The sequence below is a fragment of the Burkholderia metallica genome (genome assembly GCF_902832845.1).
Lineage (GTDB): Bacteria > Pseudomonadota > Gammaproteobacteria > Burkholderiales > Burkholderiaceae > Burkholderia > Burkholderia metallica.
The window spans coordinates 1382956-1405176 of sequence record NZ_CADFDB010000001.1; the positions used below are offsets into that span (position 1 = coordinate 1382956).

A 22221-nucleotide genomic window follows, 5' to 3' on the forward strand; every position below is an offset into this window, starting at 1 on the left:
CCGGCCGCCTCGCCCCGCACACGCCGCAGCCGGCCGCGCGCCGCCCCCTCCTCGACAGGACCCTCGATCCGTGAACCGCTCCGAACTGCTCGCGCGCGACGGCTGCCTGACCGTGATCCGGCCGCCCCCGCCGCCCGTCAAGCCGGCGCCCGGCCAGCCGGGCAGCCTGTCGTCCTACGTGCCGGCGCTGCCCGAGGTGTTCGTCGCGATCCTCGACGACGGCCGCATCCTCGCATTCAACGGCCACGTCGATCTCGGCACCGGCATCCGGACGTCGCTCGCGCAGATCGTCGCCGAGGAACTCGACGTGCCGGCCGCGCGCGTGACGATGGTGCTCGGCGACACCGCCGCGACACCGAACCAGGGCCCGACCATCGCGAGCGCGACGATCCAGATTTCCGCGGCACCGCTGCGCTGCGCCGCCGCGCAGGCGCGTCACGCGCTGCTCGCGCTCGCCGCCGAACGGTTCGGAGCAGACGCGGCGCAACTGCACGTCGACGACGCGACGATCTCGGCGAACGGACACACGGCAACGTTCGCCGCGCTCGTCGCCGCGCGCCGGATCGCGCTGACGCTGGACCTGAGCACCCGCACGAAGGACCCCGCCCGATACCGGATCGTCGGCCGTTCGTCGCCGCGCGTCGACCTGCCCGCGAAGGCGACCGGCCAGCTCACGTTCGTGCACGACGTGCGCGTGCCGGGCATGCTGCACGGCCGCGTCGTGCGGCCGCCGTATGCGGGCCACGACAGCGGCGCATTCGTCGGCACGTCGCTCGTCGACGTCGACCGCGCGTCGGTGGCCGACGTGCCGGGGCTCGTGGCCGTCGTGACGATCGGCGATTTCGTCGGCGTGGTGGCCGAGCGCGAGGAACACGCGATCCGCGCGGCGCGGCAGTTGCGCGTGACGTGGCGGCCGCTCCCCGTGCTGCCGCCGCTCGACGAGCCGGCCGCCGCGATCGCCGCCGCGCCGGCCACGCGCCGCGTGCTGCTCGATGAAGGCGACGTCGACGCCGCGCGTGCGCAGGCCGACACGATCACGCTGTCGCGCACCTATGCGTGGCCGTACCAGATGCACGGCTCGATCGGCCCGTCCTGCGCGCTCGCCGACTACCGCGCGCCCGGCTGCGGCCGGATCACCGTGTGGTCCGGCACGCAGAATCCCGTGTCGCTGCGCTACGACCTCGCGACGCTCATCGCGCGCGACGAAGCCGATTTCGACGTCGTGCGGATGGAAGCGGCCGGCTGCTACGGCCGCAACGGCGCGGACGACGTATGCGGCGACGCGCTGCTGCTGTCGCGCGCGGTCGGCCGCCCGGTGCGCGTGCAGCTCTCGCGCGCGGACGAACATCTGTGGGAACCGAAAGGCACGGGCCAGCTGATGCAGGTGACCGGCACCGTCACGCGCGACGGCCACCTGCTCGGCTACGACTTCACGACGCGCTATCCGTCCAACGACGCGCCGCTGCTCGCGGCGCTGCTGACCGGCGCGATCGCGCCCGGGCCGCGCGTGTTCGAGATGGGCGACCGCACGGCCGTGTCGCCGTACGCGAGCCCGCATCGCCGCTTCGTCTGCGAGGATCTCGCGCCGCTCGTGCGCGCGTCGTGGCTGCGCGGCGTGTCGGCGCTGCCGAACTCGTTCGCGCACGATGCGTTCGCCGACGAATGCGCGGCGCTGACCGGCGTCGATCCGCTCGCGTTCCGGCTGCGTCATCTGCAGGATGCGCGCGCGATCGAACTGCTGCAGGCGGTGGCCGAGCGCGCGGGTTGGACACCACGTGTGCCGCGCCAAGATCGCGAGCGCGACGGGTCGCGGCACGTGCACGGCCGCGGCATCGCGTACGCGCGCTACGTCCACAGCCGCTTCCCCGGTTTCGGCGCGGCGTGGTCGGCATGGATCGTCGACCTGAGCGTCGATCGCGTGTCGGGCGAGATCCGTATCGAACGCGTCACGGTCGGCCAGGACACGGGCACGATGATCAATCCCGACGGCGTGCGCCATCAGATCCACGGCAACGTGATCCAGGTATTGAGCCGCACGCTGAAGGAGCGCGTGCGCTTCGCCGACGGCAAGGTCGCGTCGCGCGAATGGGCGAGCTATCCGATCCTCACCTTCGCGGAAGTGCCGGACGTCGACGTCGTGCTGATGCCGAGGCAGGGCGAGCCGCCGCTCGGCGCGGGCGAATCGGCGTCGGTGCCGGGCCCCGCCGCCGTCGCGAACGCGTTGTTCGATGCGACCGGCGTGCGGTTCTACGCGCCGCCGTTTACGCCGGAGACGGTCCGCGCCGCGTTGCGCGACGCAGGCCGGTTGATGACGGTCGGTGCGGTCGATGCGGTCGGTGCGCAAACGGCAGCCGGCACGGTCTAGAGGCCACGGGTTTCATCGCGGGATCGCGCCCGACGGGCGGCGCACGTCACGCGTCGCCGTCTTCGTCCATCATCTTGCGCAGCAGGAACTGCAGCGCGACCCGTTCGCCCGGATTGAGCGTGCCATACGTGCGCTCCGTCACCTGCCGCGCGAACGGCACCGTGCGGTCGATCAGCGCGAGGCCCGTAGCGGTCGCGCGCACGATCAGCTTGCGGCCGTCGTTCGGATCGGGCAGCACCTCGACCAGTGCACGCGCCTTCAGTCGATCGACCACGCCGCGAATCGTCGCCTGGTCGATCGCGGTTGCCTTGACGATGTCGTTGAGCGAGCACGCCTGGCGCTCCTTGACCGCGCACAGCGTGACGAACTGCGCGGCCGTGAGATCCGAATCGGGGATCGCTTCCTGGAAGATCGACACGTGCCGCTGATACGCGCGGCGCAGCAAGTGCCCGATCTGATCGTGAAAGTCGTAGGAATCCTTCGAAGACGCCATGAAAGTGCAGGCCCACGCCGCATGTAAGGGAAAGACAAGCAGTGTACACCCTCCATTCGGCGCGACCGGCCGGCGGGGTGCCGCTTCATTGCGGTGCATCAGGATGCGCGGTGGTCAGCGCGCGGTGCGCCCGACGATCGCCCGACACGGCTTGCCTCGTCCGCCGCGCGCGTCGCCGCGACTGGCGCCGCCGCAGGGGCAAGCCGGTTTCCGCGCAGATGCTCGAGCGCATTGGCAGACTTCCGTTCACACACTCTACTTTTAAGCGCATACGCACGAATTTTGCGCATGCCGCCCGCACCTGTCCTCTTCTTATAAATCGTACGACTTTCCGTAAAAAACCTCGTTCCAAACGCAGTTTTTCACACGTAAACACCCTCCTCACGGCGGCCGGATTCATGCCTGTGCGATTCGGTATTTTCTAGTGTGTACGCTATTTAATTGCCGTGATATACAGACTCCAGTGCGCAGCGGAACGTCCGCTCGCGTCGATCGGCCACCCATTCATCCGTCACATTCGAACAGGGGCAATCCCATGTCTACCGCACACCCGAGCGCCGCCGTTTCCCCCGACGGCGCGCTGCACGGCAATCTGTATCGCAAGGTCACGCTGCGCCTGATCACCCTCTTCTGCCTGTGCTACTTCGCGGCCTATCTCGACCGCATCAACATCGGGCTCGCGAAACTCCAGATGCTCGACGCGCTGAAGTTCAGCGATACCGTGTACGGGCTCGGCGCCGGCCTGTTCTTCGCCGGCTACATCCTGTTCGAAGTCCCGAGCAACCTGGTGCTGCAACGCGTCGGCGCGAAGCTGTGGATCGCGCGGATCATGATCACGTGGGGGCTGCTGTCGGGGGCGACGATGTTCGTGCACACGCCGATGCAGTTCTACGTCGTGCGCTTCCTGCTCGGCGCGGCCGAGGCCGGCTTCCTGCCCGGCGTGCTGCTGTACCTGACGCAGTGGTATCCCGATGCGCGCCGCGCGCGGATCGTCGCGCTGTTCATGGTCGGGCTGCCGCTGTCGAGCATGATCGGCAGCCCGATTTCCGGCTGGATCATGCGTGCGTTCGACGGCGCGCACGGGCTCGGCGGCTGGCAGTGGTTGTTTCTGCTCGAAGCGCTGCCGTCGGTGCTGCTCGGCTTCGCGGTGCTGCGCTGGCTGCCCAACGGCATCGAATCCGCGCACTGGCTGAACGCCGACGAGAAGCGCACGTTGCGCGCGAATCTCGACGCCGATCCGGCCGGCAACAAGAGTCATGCACTCGCCAACGCGTTCTCCGATCCGAAGGTATGGGCGCTCGGCCTGATCGACCTGTGCGTGCTGCTCGGCCTCTATGCGGTGAGCTTCTGGCTACCGACGATCCTGCGCGACACCGGCGTGAAGGACGCGTATCACATCGGCTGGCTGATGGTGATTCCGAATGCCGCGGCCGTGCTCGCGACGCTGTACTGCGGCGCCAGCTCCGACCGCGCGCGCGAGCGCCGCTGGCATATCGTCGTGCCCTTCATGGTGTCGGCCGTCGCGCTGGCGATCGCGGCATCGTCGTCGCACGGCACGTTCGGCACGGTGCTGCTGTTCTCGCTGATCAACGCGGGCGCGGCCGCCGCGATGCCGGTCGTCTGGGCATTGCCGTCGACGTTCCTGAAAGGGCCGGCCGCAGCCGGCGGGATCGCGTTCGCGTGCTCGATCGCGAACCTCGGCGGATTCGGCAGCACCTATTTCATCGGCTGGCTGCGCGACACGTTTCATACGCAAAGCGCGGGGTTGTACGGTTTCGCCGCATGCATGGTGGTCGGCTGCGCACTCGCGCTCGCCTATCCGGCCCGGCTCGTGAACCGCTGACGCCACACGCTGCCCGCGCGGTACGGTCGTTTTTACAACCGCGCCGATCGCCGGGCCACCTCGCCCCCCCACGCGCCGCGCTCCGACGGCGCGTGCGCGCGTCCCGCCGCCGCTTCCCGTCGCCCGCCTCGTCACTTTCTCGCCGCCCCGCGCCGTGCAGGCACACCGCTTGCGCCATCCACGCGCCCGCCGATCCGGCGGACAGCCATCCTTCCCTCAACCGGCGTTGCGCCCCGCGCGACTTTTCGCGCGGCGACCCCGCATCGCAAGCAGGCTCCCTGAACGAGAGGACAACATGAAATCAATACGAACGCTGGTAGCCCTGTGCTCGGTCGTTTCCGTACTCGCGGCATGTGGCGGCGACGGTAACGACGCCGGCACGGTACTCGGTATCTCGAAGCCGCAGGCGCGCTTCATCAACGCGGTCCCGGCCGGGCCGAACCTCGATTACTACCTGAATGCGAAGCTCGACCAGTCGGGCATCGCGTACAAGGGCGTGACGCGCTATCACGACGTCGATTCGGGCACGCAGAACGCCAGCTACGATGTGTCCGGCACGACGTCGACGGTCGCCTCGCAATCGTTCAGCGCGGCGAACGGCCACCACTACACGACGATCGCGCTGCCGAGCACGACGTCGCTGATCTCGGTGATCGACGATCCGTACGACAAGGGCCTGCTGTCCGACAAGGCGCGCGTGCGCAGCTTCAACGCATCGCCGAATGCGCAGAACGTCGACGTGTACGTCGTGCCGCCGGGCACCGACATCACGACGCAGAGCCCGACGATGGCGGGCACCGCGTACCAGAACGCCGTGCCGGCGTCGACGCAGGATTCGGTCTACCTGAACGGCGGCAGCTACCAGGTGATCGTCACGACGGCCGGCAGCAAGACGCCGATCCTCAAGACCGCGCCGGTCAACATCAACAACAATGCCGACTGGCTGCTCCTGACGATTCCGTCCGGCGGGGTCGGCGACGTGACGCCGAACGACATTCACGTGCTCGTCGCGCAGGGCAACGACGCCGATACGTCCGCGCAGGAACTGGGTCCGCAGTAAGGGCCTGAAACGGTCGAGGCGGCCGGTGCGCTCGGCACCGGCCGCCTCGATGGTTCGACCTCCGTATCAATCGGTCCGCTCGAAGCGGATCACGTGCTCGGCGCGCGTACTGCTGCCGTGCTCGACATCGACGTCGCCGACGTGGCGCACGCGCCAGCCCGGCCGGGTCGCGATCTGCGGCAGGTTGCCCGATGACCGGCTCTCGATTCCGCCGAGCCCCTGGTCCGGCGTGTCGACCGCGTCGTCGAGCGACGCATTCGAATAGATCACGTTGTCCTGCCGTTCCGACGCGCCGCTGCGCGCCTGGAGGCCCTTGCCGTCGACGTCGACCGTGCTGTCGGTCATCGCCATGTTCGCGTTGTCGAGCGTGACGATCCGGCCGGCGGCCCGGCGCACCGGGTCACCGCTGTCGACCGCATGCGCGTCGACGTCGATCGGCGGCAGGCCCGTCGGCATCTTCCCGGCGATCGCCTCGGGCGTCAGCGGGCGCTGCGCGACCTCCGCCGCCTGGGTCGCCGCATCCGGCATGTCGCCGCCGGCCGCCGGCGTCTTTACCGGGCTCTTCTCGATCTGTTCGCGCTGCTTTTCCGGGGTTGAGTTCGATTCCGCGTTCTGCATCGCACCTCCTTGCCCGGCCGGCGAACGCCGGCTTCATGCGGGCGTCGCCGGTCCGGAAATCGCTACAACGATTCTTGCAAATCCTTCATGCGCACGGCCGCGCGCACGCACGCCGGCCGGCGCGCGTGCCCGGCCGGCACTGCACGGCCCTCGAACGGGCGGCGAATCTACCGGCGCGCAGCCGGCGCCGCCCGTGCCGCGAACCGCGCGTCAGCCGCCGCTCGCACCGGCCGGCGCGGAGGCCGCGCCCGGCATGCTCGCGCCGCTGTCGCTGCTGCCCATCGCGCCGCTGCTCGGCATAGCCGACGGTGCGGTGGACGGCGCGGCCGACATGCCGCTCGCACCCGAGTCGGAACTCGCGGCACCGTTGTCGTTCTTCTTCTGGCAACCCGCGCCTGCCGCCAGGCCCGCAATCAGGATGCCGGCGAAGACGGCTCGCGATACGTGACGAATGGAATATCGCTGCATGACACCTCCGCTGATGTCGATGTGGATGGAACTTGTCGGCGAGCAAGCCGCATGCCGCCCGTCGTCCACCCGGCCGTACGCGCCCCATTCATTTTTCAAATACCCCCCAACGGAATATTTAATTTCCCATCATGATGGCGCCCACCCATACTCGGGAACAAATCCGAGACATAACGTCCACGGCGGCCGGGCCGGCGCAGCGCTCCCACGCTGCCGGTTTCGCGCCCCGCACATGGAAGGAGACAACGGCGTGCAACTGGAAGCCACCCACCGCGCGGGCATCGTGCCCCGCGCGGACGACGCATCGCATCGAACCGATTCGGCCGCGCGCGACCCCGCGCTGAGCCCGCGGCTGCACAATCCCGACCTCGCGCCGACGAAGGCCGAGGGCCGCACGTGGGGCCGCTACAGCATCTTCGCGCTGTGGACCAACGACGTGCACAACATCGCGAACTATTCGTTCGCGATCGGGCTGTTCGCGCTCGGCCTGTCGGGCTGGCAGATGCTCGCGTCGCTCGCGATCGGCGCGATGCTCGTGTACTGCTTCATGAACCTCACCGGCTACATGGGCCAGAAGACCGGCGTGCCGTTCCCGGTGATCAGCCGCATGAGCTTCGGCATCTACGGCGCGCTGCTGCCCGCGCTGATCCGCGCGGTGATCGCGATCGCATGGTTCGGTATCCAGACCTATCTCGCGTCGGTCGTGCTGCGCGTGCTGCTCACCGCGATCTGGCCGGGCCTCGCCGCATTCGACCAGAACGCGATCTTCGGGCTGTCGACGCTCGGCTGGGTCACGTTCGTCGCGATCTGGCTCGTGCAGATCGGCATCCTCACGTACGGGATGGAGATGGTCCGCAAGTACGAGGGGCTGGCCGGCCCGGTGATCCTCGTCACGACGCTGTCGCTCGCCGCGTGGATGTATAGCCGCACGGGCGGCCATCTCGCGATGTCGATCGGCAAGCCGATGACGGGCTTCCGGATGTGGACCGAAGTGTTCGCGGGCGGCTCGCTGTGGCTCGCGATCTACGGCACGCTGGTGCTCAACTTCTGCGATTTCGCCCGTTCGTCGCCGAGCGCGAAGACGGTGCGCGTCGGCAACTTCTGGGGCCTGCCCGTCAACATCCTGGTGTTCGCGACGATCAGCTTCGTGCTCGCCGGCGCGCAGTTCAAGCTGAACGGCCACATCATCCACAGCCCCACCGAAATCATCGCGACGGTGCCGAACAAGCTGTTCCTCGTGCTCGGCTGTCTCGCGTTCCTGATCGTGACGGTCGCGGTGAACATCATGGCGAACTTCGTCGCGCCGGCCTTCGTGCTGACGAGCCTCGCGCCGCACCGCCTGTCGTTTCGCCGCGCGGGCCTGATCAGCGCGACGATCGCCGTGCTGATCCTGCCGTGGAACCTGTACAACAGCCCGATCGTGATCGTCTACTTCCTGTCCGGCCTCGGTGCGCTGCTCGGCCCGCTGTACGGGATCATCACGGTCGACTACTGGCTCGTGCGCAAGCAGCGCGTGAACGTGCCCGATCTCTATACGGAAGCGCCGACCGGCGCCTACTTCTACACGCGCGGCGTGAACCGCAAGGCGCTCGCGGCGCTCGTGCCGTCCGCGCTGATCTCGATCACGCTCGCCGTCGTGCCCGCGTTCAGCGCGATGACGCCGTTCTCGTGGCTGCTCGGCGCGGCCATCGCGGGCAGCGTGTACTGGCTGACGGCCGATCGCAACCGGCAATACGACGAGCGTTCGGGCGAATCCATCGCGGTCGCCTGCGCGCGACACTGAAACACCCGCATACGGAGTCGCAATGAGGATCCTGGTAGTCAACGTCAACACCACCGAGTCGATCACCGATGCGATCGCCGCGCAGGCGCAGGCCGCCGCATCGCCGGGCACGGAGATCGTCGGGCTGACGCCGCGCTTCGGCGCGGAGTCGGTCGAAGGCAACTTCGAGAGCTACCTCGCGGCGATCGCCGTGATGGATCGCGTGCTGAGCTACGACGAGCCATACGACGCGGTGATCCAGGCCGGCTACGGCGAACACGGCCGCGAAGGGCTGCAGGAGCTGCTGACGGTGCCCGTCGTCGACATCACCGAAGCGGCCGCGAGCGTCGCGATGCTGCTCGGCCACCGCTACTCGGTCGTGACGACGCTCGACCGCACGGTGCCGCTGATCGAGGACCGCCTGAAGCTCGCCGGGCTCGACGCGCGCTGCGCGTCGGTGCGCGCGAGCGGCCTCGCGGTGCTCGAACTCGAAGAGAACCCGGCCCGCGCGATCGAATCGATCGTCGGCCAGGCCGAGCGCGCGGTGAAGGACGATCACGCCGAAGTGATCTGCCTCGGCTGCGGCGGGATGGCCGGCCTCGACCGGCAGATCGAGGAATGCACGGGCGTGCCGGTCGTCGACGGCGTGTCGGCCGCGGTCGCGCTCGCCGAGTCGCTGGTGCGCCTGAAACTGAAGACGTCGAAGGTCCGCACGTACGCGCCGCCGCGCGCGAAGCGGATCGTCGGCTGGCCGGGCACCTTCGCAAAATGATGCGCGGCCGGCCCGCCCCCGCATCGCACTCGGGCATCGCGTCGCCGGGACGCGTATCGGCATGCGGGACCCGCTAGACCCGGCCGCGCTGCCCCGCGCCGCGGCCGATGCCGCGGGCGCGCTCGACGTGCTCGATGCACGGCTGATGCGCATCCTGCTCGTGCTGCTGACCGAGCGCACCGTATCGCGCGCGGCCGTGCGCCTGAACATGTCGCAACCGGCGACGAGCGCCGCGCTCAAGCGGCTGCGGACGCTGCTCGGCGATCCGCTGCTGGTGCGCAGCCGCTACGGGATGGTGCCGACCGAGTTCGGCGCGCGGCTGATCGAGCCGCTGCGCAACGCGCTGCGCGTGATCGACTTCATCCGCATCCAGCAGCCGACGTTCGACGCGCGCACGTCGGTGCGTACCTACCGGATCGGCTGCCCCGACTACCTGAACGTGCTGTTCGTGCCGAAGCTCGTCGCGCTGTTCCGCGAACGCGCGCCAAACGCGCAACTCGTGTTCCATCCGCTCGGCGACGGCTTCGACGACGAGCGTGCGCTGGCCGACGGCGAACTCGACGTCGTGATCGACAATCACCCGGCGCGCGCGTCGCGCTTCCGGCAGGACGACCTGTTCGACGATCGTATCGTGTGCCTGATGCGCGCGACGCATCCGCTCGCGCGGCGCGGCGCGTTGACGGCGGCCGATTTTGCCGAAGCGCCGCAGCTGTGCCCGACGCCGTCGTGGCTCGAAGCGTCCGGCGCGATCGACCGGCAGCTCGAACGCGTGGGCCTGCAAAGGCGGATCGTCGTCACGCTGCCGCACTTCGAACTCGCCGCGCATGCGCTCGTGCGCACCGACATGCTCCTGACCACCACGTACCGGCTCGCGCGGCACTATGCGAAGCTGCTGCCGCTCGCCGCCGTCGCGCTGCCGGCCGAACCGCCGGACATCGTGTACCGGATGACCTGGAACGAAGCGGGAGAATGCACCGAAGGCGTGCGCTGGCTGCGCGGGCTGATCGCCGAAGCGACGCGCGCGTGGCTCGACGCCGACGCGATGCGGCCGGCCGTCGCCGCGGTGGCCGCCGCCGCTGCCGATGCGGATAGCCGACCAACCGCGCCGCCCGCCGCCGATACACCGGAGCCCGTGCGGCGCACGCGCCGCAGGCGGGCGACACATTGCCGTGCGTCACACCCGGCGCGCGTCGCCCATGCGGCACGCATCCATCGCGGCGCGACGAAGCCGCACTGACCGTCGACGCCCGCACGCCGCGACGATTCGCGCGACAGCAACGCGCTGTCAGACCGGTCCTATTTACCCGGCCCGCACCGTATCGTCAGAATGACGCCTCGCACACTGGCGAATGGACATCGGCATCGACGATGCCCGTCGCGCCCTATCGAGGAAAACCGCATGAAGAAGGCACTCATCGCGCTGGCCGTGCCGGTCGCGCTGCTCGCGAGCACCGGCGCGTTCGCCGAAACGCAGGACTGCGCGACGCGCATCCGCGCGTTGCAAACGCAGATCGACACCGCGAAGCGGTTCGGCAATGCCAATCAGGCGATGCGCCAGCAGGCCGCGCTCGACCAGATCAAGACCCATTGCACGGACGCCGGCCAGCTCGCGCGCGCCGAACGCAAGGTGGTCGACAAACAGCGGGATCTGCAGCGTGCGCAGGATGACGTGGAGGACGCGAAGGCACGCATCCACAACGCCGAAGCACGCGGCGATGCGAAGAAGTTGAGCAACGCGCAGCGCAAGCTCGCCGACAAGCAGCAGAAGCTGCGCGACGCCACGCGCGACCTGCACGCCGCGCAGGCCGACCGCGACGCGCTGACACGCTGACGTGACGCGCTCGGGCGGTGGGTCGCGTCAGACGTGCCGCGCGAGCGCCAGCAGCACCGACAGCGACACGATCGACCCGAGCGTCGACAACAGGATCGTGCGCGACGTCACGTGCGCTTCCCGCCCGTAGAACTCGGCCAGCATGTACGGCCCCGTGCCGGTCGGCAACGCGGCGAGCACGACCGCGATCTGCGCGAGGACCGGCGGCAGCGCGAACACGCGCACGCCGAGCCACCACGCGAGCGCCGGCTGCACGAACAGCTTCACCGCCGTCAGCGCGATGCTGCCGCGCGGCACGGCGCCGGACGCGTCGCGCTTCTCCGCGAGAAACAGCCCGAGGCTGACGAGCGCACACGGGCTCGCGGCCGCGCCGAGCAGCTTCAGGAACGTGTCGACGGGCGCGCCGAGCGGCACCTGCGCGGCCGACACGCAAACGCCGGCCAGCGGCGCGACGATCAGCGGGTTGCGCAGCAGCGCGCCGACCACCTTCCCCATCAGCCGCAGCGGCGCACGGTCGCGCTGCAGCCCGATCTCGATCAGCACGATCGCGCCGGCGAACAGCACGCACGCGACGAGAATGGTCGCGATCGTGGTCGGCGTGAGGCTGTCGGTGCCGAAGGCGAGCAGGCACAGCGGGAAGCCGAGATAGCCGGTGTTCGGATACGACGCGGCGATCGCATCGATGCTCGCATCGGCGAGCCCGCGCCCCGCGAACAGGCGCCACGCGAGCACGCCGGCGAACACGAGCGCGCAGGTCAGCGCGAACGTGGCGACGAAGGCCGGCTGATACAGCTGAGGCCACGATGCGTGCGCCATGATCTGGAACAGCAGCGCGGGCAGCGCGAGCCACACGACGAACCGGTTGAGTTCCGAGGCCGCCGCCGGCCCGAGTACGCCGCGCCGGCGGCACAGGAACCCTGCCGCGATCAGCCCGAACACGGGCAACAGAATCTCGATCGTCGATGACATCTTGAATACGCTACGTGAAACCGGAACGCGCCAGCTTAATGGTTCCGGGCAAGCGCGTCCAATGCACGGCGTGCGTGCGCCGGTTCGTCACGCGCCGTCGCGCATCGGTTGCGTAAGCAACTTGTATGCAACGCGCGCGGTGACGAGCGCGAGTACGCCGCTCACCGTCGGCGCATCGGCGAACCCGCTCGCGAACGCGACGGGCGCTGCCTGCGCGAACGTGCCGGCGGCCGGGCAAGACGCCGCGTGAATCGCCCACGTGCGGCGACAGCGGCCGTATCGACCGTATCGGCGGTGACAGCCGTCGCCGCGCGAATACGGAATATGCATTGCACGATTCGATGTTTGTCGGCCGGAAACCGATTTCGTAACCTGCCCGGCAGCCGCGCCGCCTTGCGCGCGGATCACCGAGGACCCACCGCCGATGAACCCCTCTTCCGCTGCGGCGCGCCGCCGCGCGCTGCAGCGTCTTGCCGCCCTCGCCGCCGCGCCGCTCGCCGGCGGCATCGCCCGCCCCGCCCATGCGGCCGCCGCCGACCCGTCGGGCGTGACGCTCGTGCTCGGCGACCAGGCCGGCGGCCTGCGCGCGCTCGCCGAAGCCGCGCGCGTGCTCGACGGCACGCGCTACCGGTTCCGCTGGGCCAATTTCCAGGGTGCCGCGCCGCTGTTCGAGGCGCAGCGCGCGGGGGCGATCGATCTCGCGCCGGCCGGCGACCTGCCCGTGCTGACGGCCGCGCTCGGCGATCCGTCGTTGCGGATCGTCGCGACGCGGGTCGGCTCGCCGGCATCGCTCGGCATCGTCGTGCAGCCCGATTCGCCGGTGCGCACCGTCGCCGACCTGAAAGGGCAAACCGTCGTCGTGTCGTCCGCGCGCGGCAGCATCTCGCAGTACCAGTTGTACGGCGCGCTGCACGAACACGGCCTCGCGCCGCGCGACGTCGACGTGCGCTTCGTGCTGCCCGTCGACGCGTTCGCCGCGTTCGAGGCGAAGCGGATCGCGATCTGGGCAACGTTCGATCCGTACTACGGGCATGCAGTACGACGCGGCGCGCGCATCGTCCGCGACGGCAGCGGCATCAATTCCGGGCTGGCGTTCCTCACGTCGCCGGTCGACACGCTCGACGATCCCGCGAAGCGCGCGGCGCTCGCGGACGTGCTGGCGCGGCTCGCCCGCGCGGGCCAATGGGCGCTCGCGCACCCGGCCGACTATGCGGGCGTCTATGCATCGCTCACGCGCCTGCCGCCCGACGCGGCCTCCGACATCACGCACCGGGCCGCGCTCGCGCAGCGCAGCGTCAGCAGCGCGGACATCGACGTGCTGCAGCGTGTCGCCGACCGCGCGGCGGCCGACGCGATCCTGCCGCGGCGCGTCGATGTCGGATCGATCGCGATCCGGAACGTATCCGCGTGAACGGGAAGGCGTGCGGCCGACGACGACTGCCGCCCCGGTGTGCGTCGAGATGAAACGCATCCGGGCCGTCATGCGCCGCCGCACGGGCGACGTTCCGGCGCCGCATGTATCGTCACCCGGCCCACCGCGATAAGCATAGTTCAAATCGTTTCTTGTCCGGCCTTGGCACGTGATCGAGAATGCGCCGACGGGCTCACGCCCGGCCTCGTTTTCCAACGTTCCGGACCCATCGATTCATGCTTCCACTGCGCCTGCTTCGATCGCTGCTGATCGCGTCCCTCTTCGCGCTGCCGGCCGCCGCCGCGCATGCCGACCCCGTCACCACCATCCGCATCGGCGTCGCCCAGCAAGGCACCGGCGATCCGCCGACGTTCGGCGGATCGAGCGCCGCCACCGCGCAGTTGCAGCAGCTGGTCGAAAAGGAGTTCGCGGCCGACGGCATCAAGGTGCAGTGGCTGTTCTTCAAGGGCGCGGGGCCGGCCGTCAACGAGGCGATCGCGAACAACGCGCTCGACTTCGCGTACCAGGGCGACCTGCCCGCCGTGCTCGCGCGCGCGAACGGGATCAAGACGCGCCTGCTGCTCGCCGCGAGCGTGCGCTCGGGCGTCAAGATCGCGGTACCGCCCGACTCCGCGATCCGCTCGATCAAGGACCTGAAGGAGCGCCGCGTGTCGATCTTCCGCGGCACGAACCTGCAGCTCGTCGCCGACAACGCGCTCGCGAGGAACGGCCTGAGCGAACGCGACCTGCGCGTGATCAACCTCGACTCCGCGAGCGCGCTCGCCGCGCTTGCGTCGAAAGGCATCGACGCATCGGTGGGCGACTACCAGCTCTACAAGCTGCGCGACGCGGGGCTCGCGAAGATCATCTACGAATCGCAGAACGACGGCCCGCAGCTCACGCGCCAGACTCACCTGCTCGTGCTCGACGACTTCGAGCGCGCGCATCCGGACATCGTGCAGCGTGTCGTCAACGCACTCGTGAAGGGCGCGCAATGGTCGTCCGACGAAGCGAACCGCGATGCGCTGTTCCGGCTGTGGGCGAAGAGCGGCGTGCCGGTTTCATCGTGGCAGGCCGACTATGCGAACCAGCGCCTGAAGGATCGCCTGTCGCCGCTGATCGATCCGTTCCTCGTCGCGCGCTACAAGTCCGTCGCGCAGGATGCGCTCGCGCTGAAGCTGATCCGCCAGCCGGTGAACGTCGATGGCTGGTTCGAGCCGAAGTATCTCGACCACGCGCTGCGCACGCTGAAGCTCGAAAACTACTGGCAGCGCTACGACGCGGCCGGCAAACCGCTTTCCTGACCCGGACCGCCCGATGAGCGACACCGCGATTTCCGTTGCGTCGTCCGGCCGCCCCGCGCTCGCCGCGCCGCCGCATCGTGCGGCGGCCGTGAAACGGTGGGCGTGGCGGCTCGCGCCGTGGCTGCTGCCCGCGCTGCTGTTCGTGCTGTGGAGCGTCGGCAGCGCGCGCGGCTGGATCGCGCCGCAGATCCTGCCGCCGCCGCAACGCGTGTACGACGCGCTCGCGGATCTCGCGACGAGCGGCGACCTCGTGCGCCACACGCTGATCAGCCTGCAGCGCGTGCTGGTCGGGTTCGCGGCCGGCACGCTGCTCGGCTTCGCAATCGGCGACGCGCTCGGCCTGTCGCGCACGCTGGAAGCCTACGTGCTGCCCGGTTTCAACGCGCTCGTGCAGATTCCGGTGCTCGGCTGGCTGCCGTTCCTGCTGCTGCTCGTCGGCGTCGGCGAGCCGCTCAAGTACCTGCTGATCGCGCATGCGGCGCTGGTCCCCGTCACGCTGAGCACGTTGCAAGGGTTTCGGCAGACACCGCCCGCGCTCGACGAGGTAGCACGCATATTCGGCTACACGCGCCGGCAACGCATCGTGTACGTCGTGCTGCCCGCCGCGATCCCGACGCTCGCGACCGGCGTGCGGCTCGCGTTCACGAAATCGTGGCTCGCGCTCGTCGTCGTCGAGCTCGTCGCATCGTCCGAAGGCCTCGGCTACCTGATCGTGTACGGGCGGCAACTGTTCCAGCTCGACCTCGTGATGGCGGCCGTGATCGTCGTCGGCGCGGTCGGCCTGCTGATCAACCGGCTGCTCGACGCGCTCGAAGCGCGCCTGCGCCGAGGCGTGCCGTCCGCGTTCCGCGGCTGAACGCCGTTGCCCGCGCAATCGAAGGAGACCCATCCGTGACGCATTCCGCCTCGCAAGACGCTGCGCCGCCGGCCGCCCGCCGCCTGCACACCCCCGACTGGCGCGGTTTCGTGCTGCCGCTCGTCGCGTTCGCGCTGTGGTGGGCGATCGCGTCCGCGCATCTCGTGAACAGCGGGCTGCTGGTCGGGCCGGCCGACGTCCTGCGCACCGCGTGGGCGCAGGCCGCGAGCGGCGCACTCGGTCGCGCGCTGTCCGCGTCGCTCGCGCGCGAAGCGTGCGGTTTCGCGCTCGGCGCGACCGGCGGCCTGCTGCTCGGCGCCGCGCTCGGGCTGTCGCGCGTCGCGGCGCGGATGGTCGGCCCGAGCTTCGACACGTTCAAGCAGATCTCGCTGTTCGCATGGATTCCGCTGATTTCGGTGTGGTTCGGCCTCGGCGACGTCGCGAAGGTCGTGTTCCTGTCGCTCGCCGCGCTGCTGCCCGTCGCCGCGCACACCTGCGACGGCATTCATGCGGTGCCGCGCGCGTATGTCGACGTCGCCCGCGCGCTGCGCTACTCGCGGCTGCAACTCGTGCGCTACGTGATCCTGCCGGCCGCGCTGCCGTCGATCTTCACCGGGCTGTATCTCGGGCTGATCTATTCGTGGCTCGCGACGCTCGGCGCCGAATACCTGCTGGTCGCCGGCAGCGGCATCGGCAACACGCTGATCGACGGCAGCGAGCAGTTCCGGATGGATCTCGTGCTGTTCGGGATCATCGTCGTCGGCGTGACCGGCTGGGCCCTGAACGCGATCGCGCGTGCGATCGAGCGCACGGTGCTGGCCCGCCGCGGCGACCTGCCGCGCTGATCGCCCTTCCCTTTCCCGCCACCACGTTCCTCGCGCCGCCATGACGACCCTCGCCTCCGATTCGCTCGACATCCTCCACGTGAGCAAGCACTACGCACAACGCGGCGCCGCGCTCGCCGTTCTCGACGACGTGTCGCTGCACGTGCGCGCCGGCGAATTCGTGACGATCGTCGGCGCGAGCGGTTGCGGCAAGTCGACGCTGCTGCGGCTGATCGCCGGGCTCGACACCGACTACGCGGGCGAGATCCGGGCCGGCGCCGAGCGCGTGCGCGACACGTCGCTGCAGCGCGGCATCGTGTTCCAGGATCACCGGCTGTTCCCGTGGCTGACCGTCGCGCAAAACATCGAGGCCGCGCTGCGCAATGCGCCGCTCGACGCGGCCGCGAAGCGGCGCGCGGTGGCCGATCACGTCGCGCTCGTCGGGCTGAACGGCTTCGAGCACGCGTATCCGAACCAGCTGTCGGGCGGGATGGCGCAGCGCGTCGCGATCGCGCGCGGCCTCGTGAACCGCCCGCGCGTGCTGCTGCTCGACGAACCGTTCGGCGCGCTCGATGCGCAGACGCGTGCGCGGATGCAGAACGAACTGCTGCGCATCTGGGAACAGGAGCGCATCACGATGATTCTCGTCACGCACGACGTCGACGAAGCCGTGTATCTCGGCGACCGCGTCGTGACGATGGCGCCGCGCCCGGGCCGCATCGAGCGCATCGTCGACGTCGCGTTGCCGCGCCCGCGCCGGCGCGATTCGCCGGAGTTCGCGCGGTTGCGCGACACCGTGCTCGCCGATTTCGACGACCGCGACCCGCCGGGCGACGATCGCCCGGGCGGCACGCCCGTCGAGACTCCGCGCCCGCACCGGATCGGCGAATGGCGGCTCGCGTGGTAGCACGCGCGACGCCCCGATTCGTTCAGCATGACGACACATATCGATCATCGCAGCGCACACGCTAAGGTTGTGACGAATCATCGGTTCCGCTTGCGCGCGGTCCCTGCTTGAATGGAGATTCGACCGACCCGACTCCAGGAGACTCCCGATGTCAGAAGTCCAGCACGCCGCTCACTCGTCCTCGCCTGTTTCGCACGCCGCGCCGCGCACGGCCGCCGCCCCGCTCCAGCTTCGCCAGGTCGCCGGCCGGATCGGCGCCGAGATCGCCGGCGTGCGGCTGTCGGGCACGCTCGACGACGCGACGTTCGATGCGATCCACACCGCGCTGCTGCGCCACAAGGTGCTGTTCTTCCGCGGCCAGCAGCATCTCGACGACACCGCGCAGGAGGCGTTCGCGCGCCGCTTCGGCGATACCGTCGCCCACCCGACCGTACCGTCCGTCGATGGCAGCGCGAAACTGCTCGAACTCGATTCCGCCCATGGCGCGCGCGCGAATTCGTGGCACACCGACGTGACCTTCGTCGATGCGTACCCGAAGATCTCGATCCTGCGCGCGGTCGTGATTCCGCCGTTCGGCGGCGACACCGTGTGGGCCAACACGGCCGCCGCATACACGCATCTTCCCGACCCGCTGCGCGCGCTCGCCGACACGCTGTGGGCGCTGCATACGAACGCGTACGACTACGCGTCGACGCACGTGCATGCCGACGACGCGCAACTAAAGCGCTACCGCGAGGTGTTCACCTCGACCGTCTACGAAACCGAGCATCCGGTCGTGCGCGTCCATCCGGAAACCGGCGAACGCACGCTCGTGCTCGGGCATTTCGTGCAGCGGCTCAAGGGGCTGTCGGCACAGGATTCCGCGCATCTGCTGCAGGTGTTCCACGAGCACGTGACGCGCCTCGAGAACACCGTGCGCTGGAACTGGCAGGAAGGCGACGTCGCGATCTGGGACAACCGCGCGACGCAGCACTACGCGATCAACGACTACGGCGATGCACGCCGTGTGGTGCGCCGTGCGACGGTGCACGGCGACGTGCCGGTCGGCATCGACGGCCGCCGGAGCGTGTTGCTGAAGGGGCCGGGCGCGACGCTGCAATAACGCGCGCGTCCCGCGGCGGCGGTGCGCGATGCGCGCCGCCGCGCCCGCCCCGCTTTCCTCAACCGGACACCCGACCATGCCCTTCCCGCCACCGGCCCGACGCCTGCCCGCGCAACGATGTCGGCCCTGCGCCCCGTTCACTTCCGCCAGGAGCGTCGCATGAGCGCCCTACTCGAACCCGCTGCCCACCCCGTCGACGTGATTCCGCTGTCCGCCCACATCGGCGCGGAAATCCGCGGCGTCGATCTCACGCAACCGCTGACCACGCCGCAGATCGCCGCGATTCGTGCCGCGCTGCTGAAGTGGCGCGTGATCTTCTTCCGCGAGCAGTTCCTCACGCACGACCAGCACGTCGCGTTCTCCGCGCAGTTCGGCGAGCCGACCGTCGGGCACCCGGTGTTCGGGCACGTCGACGGGCATCCGGCCGTCTATTCGATCGCGAAGCATCGCAAGGCCACCCGCTTCGAAGGCGAGCCGGTGCGCCGGCCGTGGACCGGCTGGCACACCGACGTGACGGCCGCCGTGAACCCGCCGTGGGCATCGATCCTGCGCGGCGTGACGATTCCGCCGTACGGCGGCGACACCCACTGGACGAACCTCGTGCGCGCCTACGACACGCTGTCCGCGCCGCTGCGCGGCTTCGTCGACGGCCTGCGCGGCATTCATCGCTTCACGCCGCCGGCCGGTGCGCGCGCGACCGGCGCGTTCGACGACGCGGTCGAACGCCGCCCGCTCGTGACCGAGCATCCGCTCGTGCGCGTGCATCCGGAGACCGGCGAACGCGCGCTGTACGTGAGCCCGAGCTTCCTGAAATCGATCGTCGGGCTCGCCCCGCGCGAGAGTCAGGCACTGCTCGAACTGCTGTGGGAACACGTGACGCGGCCGGAATTCACGATCCGCTTCAAGTGGGAGCCGCGCAGCATCGCGTTCTGGGACAACCGCGCGACCGCCCACCTCGCGCCCGTCGACATCTTCGATCTCGACTTCGACCGCCAGCTCTATCGCACGACGCTCACCGGCGACGTGCCGGTCGGCCCGGACGGCCGGCCGTCGGTCGCGCTCGAAGGCTCGCCGGTCGAAACGGCAGCGGCCGTCGCGCTCAACTGAACGCCGCACCGGCGGCACCCGGTCGCCCCCGGCGCGCATCGCGCCGGTCTTTCCCGTCACGCCGTGCGGACGAAAGCGCAAACCGCGCGCGTCCGCACGGCCCGTCCGTCAGTCCAGCCACACACCATCGAAGCGGTGCCCGCCGAGCGGCGAGAACGTCAGCCCGTGCACGCGTTTCGACACGGGCAGCGACACGATCGACGTCGCGATCGGCGTGAACGGCACCTGGTCCTTGAACACGACCTGCGCCTGCTCGTACAGCGCCGTGCGCTTCGCGACGTCCGCGTTGGAACGCGCCGTGTCCACCAGCTTCTCGAAGTCGCGATTGCACCATTTCGCGAGGTTGCTGCCGTGCACCGCGTCGCACCCGAGCAGCGTGCCGAGCCAGTTGTCGGGATCGCCGTTGTCGCCCGACCAGCCGTACAGGATCGCGTCGTGCTGCCCGTCGTGCTTCGCGCGGCGGTTGTATTCGCCCCATTCGTAGCTGACGATCTTCGCGCGCACGCCGATCTTCGCCCAGTCCTGCTGGATCAGTTGCGCCATCAACTGCGCATTCGGGTTGTACGGACGCTGCACGGGCATCGCCCACAGCGTCAGGTCGAAGCCGTTCGGGAAGCCGGCCTGCGCGAGCAGCGCCTTCGCGGCCCCCGGATCGCGCGGCGCATCCTTCAGGCGCGGGTTGTACGACCATTGCGCGGGCGGCATCGGGTTCGTCGCGATCTTCGCGTCGCCGTTGAACACGGTCTTCACGATCGCCGACTTGTCGATCGCGATGTCGAGCGCACGGCGCACGTCGACGCGATCGAGCGGCGCATGCTGCGTGTTGTACGCGACGAATCCGACGTTGAAGCCCATCCCGGAGAACAACGTGAGCTTCGGGTCGCGCCGCACCGTGTCGAGATCGGCCGGCCGCGGAAACGCCGACACCTGGCACTCGTCGGCCACCAGTTTCTGCAGGCGCGCGGCCGGGTCGGGCGTGATCGCGAACACGAGGCGCGCGAGCTTCACGTCGTCCGGTTTCCAGTAGTCGGGATTCGCGTCGTAGCGGATCAGCGCGTCCTTCTGGTACGTGCGCAGCAGGAACGGCCCCGTGCCGACCGGGAACTGGTTGATGTCGGCCTCGCGATGGCGCGCCGCGAGCTGCGACGCATACTCGGCCGACAGGATCGACGCGAACGCCATCGCGAGATTGCGCACGAACACGACGTCGGGCGTCTTCAGCACGAAACGCACCGTATAGTCGTCGACCTTGTCGATGCGTTCGACGTTGCGGTCGAAACCGAGATCGCTGAAATACGGAAAGCTGACCGGATAGGCCTTGCGGAACGGATCGTCCGCATCGAGCATCCGGTGGAACGTGAAGACGACGTCGTCGGCCTGAAACGGCCGAGTCGGCGTGAACCATGCGGTGGTCTGGAACTTCACGCCGCGCCGCAGATGGAACGTGATCGTGCGCTGGTCGGGCGACACGTCCCAGCTCGTCGCGAGCGACGGTTCGAGATCGAGCGTGCCGCGCCTGAACTGCACGAGCCCGTTGTAGACCGTGTACGTGCTCGCGTCGAAATCGGTGCTCGTCGTATGCTGGCCCGGATCGAAGCCCGCCGGGCTGCCTTCGGTGCAGTACACGAGCGTCTTGCCGGCCGGCGCGGCGAGTGCCGGCGTGAGCGCGCCGGCGAGCAGCAGCGCCGCCGCGATGCCGCGCAGCGCGGCAGCGGCATGGGGGATGCCGCGCGCACGGCGCGCGGCTGACGAAACGAAAGCATTCTTCATGGTGGCGGAGATGACGGATGGCTGTCATGCGAATGACGACCGCCGATCTTCGCGCGCCTCCCGCCGATCGCTTACCAATTAATTTCGCGTTGCTTATCGTCGCGGATGCATCCCGCTGCCCGTGCGCGGAAACGTCCGCGCGAGCGCCGGGCGGCCTTCCCGGGCGGTCTGCTTGCGCGCCGTCTTCCGGCCATCTTCCGGCCCCCTGCAGACTCGCCCGAAATGGCGCATCGTATCGGCTGGCCAACGTCGGCAAGGGTGCCCCGGGATCGTCCCGGCACCGCCGCGCCGCCAATTCCAGGAGGACCCACGATGCCCGTCAGCTCCGATACGTCCACCCGCCCCGTGAAGACGCCGGGCCCCGATCATCCGATCACGGTCGAACCGCACCCGCGGCGCGTCGTGGTCAAGGCGGCCGGCAAGATCGTCGCGGATACGCGCCGCGCGCTGGCGCTGCGCGAAGCCGCTTACCCGGCCGTGCTCTACATTCCGCGCGAGGACGCCGACATGACGCTGCTGCAACGCACCGATCACGCGACGTACTGCCCGTACAAGGGCGACGCCGCCTACTACTCGATTCCGGCCGGCGGCGCGCGAGCGGTCAATGCCGTCTGGACCTACGAGGCGCCCTATCCGGCCGTCGATGCGATCCGCGGCCACCTCGCGTTCTATCCGGATCGCGTCGATTCGATCGAGGAAGGGCCGGCCGGCTCCGATTGAGTGTCGCGGCGGTCGTTTGGCGTTTGGCGTTTGCCGGTT

Annotated in this window: 21 protein-coding genes; 16 read left to right on the forward strand and 5 right to left on the reverse strand. The window is 69.5% G+C overall.

Going from position 1 to position 22221, the window contains the following annotated elements:
- Positions 1–70 precede the first annotated feature (70 nt).
- Complete coding sequence (locus HWX08_RS06050; RefSeq protein ID WP_174923170.1) at positions 71–2365, forward strand: xanthine dehydrogenase family protein molybdopterin-binding subunit; 2295 nt, start codon at positions 71–73, stop codon at positions 2363–2365.
- 46 nt (positions 2366–2411) lie between these two features.
- Here HWX08_RS06050 and HWX08_RS06055 read toward each other — a convergent pair whose 3' ends face one another.
- The gene (locus HWX08_RS06055; RefSeq protein ID WP_069259591.1) at positions 2412–2858 is read right to left on the reverse strand and encodes a MarR family winged helix-turn-helix transcriptional regulator; all 447 of its coding nucleotides are present in this window, start codon (positions 2856–2858) and stop codon (positions 2412–2414) included.
- Positions 2859–3393: 535 nt separating this feature from the next.
- On the opposite strand from HWX08_RS06055, the gene HWX08_RS06060 reads away from it, so the two are divergent.
- Positions 3394–4701: an MFS transporter gene (locus tag HWX08_RS06060; protein WP_069259590.1), complete on the forward strand. Its 1308-nt coding sequence runs from the start codon at positions 3394–3396 to the stop codon at positions 4699–4701.
- A 295-nt stretch (positions 4702–4996) separates the two neighbouring features.
- Positions 4997–5761 carry a DUF4397 domain-containing protein gene (locus tag HWX08_RS06065; RefSeq protein WP_069259589.1) on the forward strand — a complete coding sequence of 255 codons (765 nt, stop codon included), beginning with the start codon at positions 4997–4999 and terminating at the stop codon, positions 5759–5761.
- Positions 5762–5827: 66 nt separating this feature from the next.
- Here the strand turns inward: HWX08_RS06065 and HWX08_RS06070 are convergent, their stop codons facing one another.
- A complete protein-coding gene (locus tag HWX08_RS06070) occupies positions 5828–6379 on the reverse strand; it encodes a DUF3005 domain-containing protein (RefSeq protein WP_174923169.1) in 552 nt (183 codons plus the stop codon).
- 193 nt (positions 6380–6572) lie between these two features.
- Between HWX08_RS06070 and HWX08_RS06075 the strand changes: the two genes are divergently transcribed.
- From HWX08_RS06075 to HWX08_RS06095, 5 genes are all read left to right on the forward strand, one after another.
- The gene (locus HWX08_RS06075) at positions 6573–6827 is read left to right on the forward strand and encodes a hypothetical protein (RefSeq protein WP_226240140.1); all 255 of its coding nucleotides are present in this window, start codon (positions 6573–6575) and stop codon (positions 6825–6827) included.
- Between the two features lie 252 nt (positions 6828–7079).
- Positions 7080–8630, forward strand: coding sequence for an NCS1 family nucleobase:cation symporter-1 (locus tag HWX08_RS06080; RefSeq protein WP_084636110.1), 1551 nt, complete (start codon positions 7080–7082; stop codon positions 8628–8630).
- Positions 8631–8652: 22 nt separating this feature from the next.
- A complete protein-coding gene (locus HWX08_RS06085; protein ID WP_174922606.1) occupies positions 8653–9381 on the forward strand; it encodes an aspartate/glutamate racemase family protein in 729 nt (242 codons plus the stop codon).
- 61 nt (positions 9382–9442) lie between these two features.
- Positions 9443–10618, forward strand: a complete 1176-nt coding sequence (locus tag HWX08_RS06090; protein ID WP_174922605.1) for a LysR family transcriptional regulator — start codon at positions 9443–9445, stop codon at positions 10616–10618.
- 162 nt (positions 10619–10780) lie between these two features.
- Positions 10781–11212: a DUF1090 family protein gene (locus HWX08_RS06095; RefSeq protein WP_069259585.1), complete on the forward strand. Its 432-nt coding sequence runs from the start codon at positions 10781–10783 to the stop codon at positions 11210–11212.
- 27 nt (positions 11213–11239) lie between these two features.
- On the opposite strand, the gene HWX08_RS06100 is transcribed toward HWX08_RS06095, so the two are convergent.
- Together HWX08_RS06100 and HWX08_RS06105 are read right to left on the reverse strand one after the other, a co-directional pair.
- Positions 11240–12181 (reverse strand): AEC family transporter, encoded by a 942-nt coding sequence (locus tag HWX08_RS06100; RefSeq protein WP_174922604.1) that lies wholly within the window; start codon positions 12179–12181, stop codon positions 11240–11242.
- Positions 12182–12268: 87 nt separating this feature from the next.
- Positions 12269–12511, reverse strand: coding sequence for a hypothetical protein (locus tag HWX08_RS06105; protein WP_174922582.1), 243 nt, complete (start codon positions 12509–12511; stop codon positions 12269–12271).
- A 94-nt stretch (positions 12512–12605) separates the two neighbouring features.
- On the opposite strand from HWX08_RS06105, the gene HWX08_RS06110 reads away from it, so the two are divergent.
- From HWX08_RS06110 to HWX08_RS06140, 7 genes are all read left to right on the forward strand, one after another.
- Positions 12606–13592, forward strand: coding sequence for an ABC transporter substrate-binding protein (locus HWX08_RS06110; RefSeq protein ID WP_069259582.1), 987 nt, complete (start codon positions 12606–12608; stop codon positions 13590–13592).
- A gap of 236 nt (positions 13593–13828) precedes the next feature.
- Complete coding sequence (locus HWX08_RS06115) at positions 13829–14896, forward strand: ABC transporter substrate-binding protein (protein WP_174922603.1); 1068 nt, start codon at positions 13829–13831, stop codon at positions 14894–14896.
- A gap of 13 nt (positions 14897–14909) precedes the next feature.
- Positions 14910–15752 carry an ABC transporter permease gene (locus tag HWX08_RS06120; protein ID WP_174922602.1) on the forward strand — a complete coding sequence of 281 codons (843 nt, stop codon included), beginning with the start codon at positions 14910–14912 and terminating at the stop codon, positions 15750–15752.
- A 35-nt stretch (positions 15753–15787) separates the two neighbouring features.
- Entirely contained in the window at positions 15788–16597 is an 810-nt protein-coding gene (locus HWX08_RS06125) for an ABC transporter permease (RefSeq protein WP_174922601.1), read from the forward strand.
- Positions 16598–16637: 40 nt separating this feature from the next.
- Positions 16638–17483, forward strand: coding sequence for an ABC transporter ATP-binding protein (locus HWX08_RS06130; protein ID WP_069259578.1), 846 nt, complete (start codon positions 16638–16640; stop codon positions 17481–17483).
- 148 nt (positions 17484–17631) lie between these two features.
- Entirely contained in the window at positions 17632–18585 is a 954-nt protein-coding gene (locus tag HWX08_RS06135; RefSeq protein WP_174922600.1) for a TauD/TfdA dioxygenase family protein, read from the forward strand.
- A 159-nt stretch (positions 18586–18744) separates the two neighbouring features.
- Entirely contained in the window at positions 18745–19692 is a 948-nt protein-coding gene (locus tag HWX08_RS06140; protein ID WP_107314427.1) for a TauD/TfdA dioxygenase family protein, read from the forward strand.
- Positions 19693–19800: 108 nt separating this feature from the next.
- Here HWX08_RS06140 and HWX08_RS06145 read toward each other — a convergent pair whose 3' ends face one another.
- Positions 19801–21462, reverse strand: coding sequence for an ABC transporter substrate-binding protein (locus tag HWX08_RS06145; RefSeq protein WP_174922599.1), 1662 nt, complete (start codon positions 21460–21462; stop codon positions 19801–19803).
- Between the two features lie 312 nt (positions 21463–21774).
- Between HWX08_RS06145 and HWX08_RS06150 the strand changes: the two genes are divergently transcribed.
- Entirely contained in the window at positions 21775–22182 is a 408-nt protein-coding gene (locus HWX08_RS06150) for a DUF427 domain-containing protein (RefSeq protein ID WP_069259574.1), read from the forward strand.
- Positions 22183–22221: the final 39 nt, after the last annotated feature.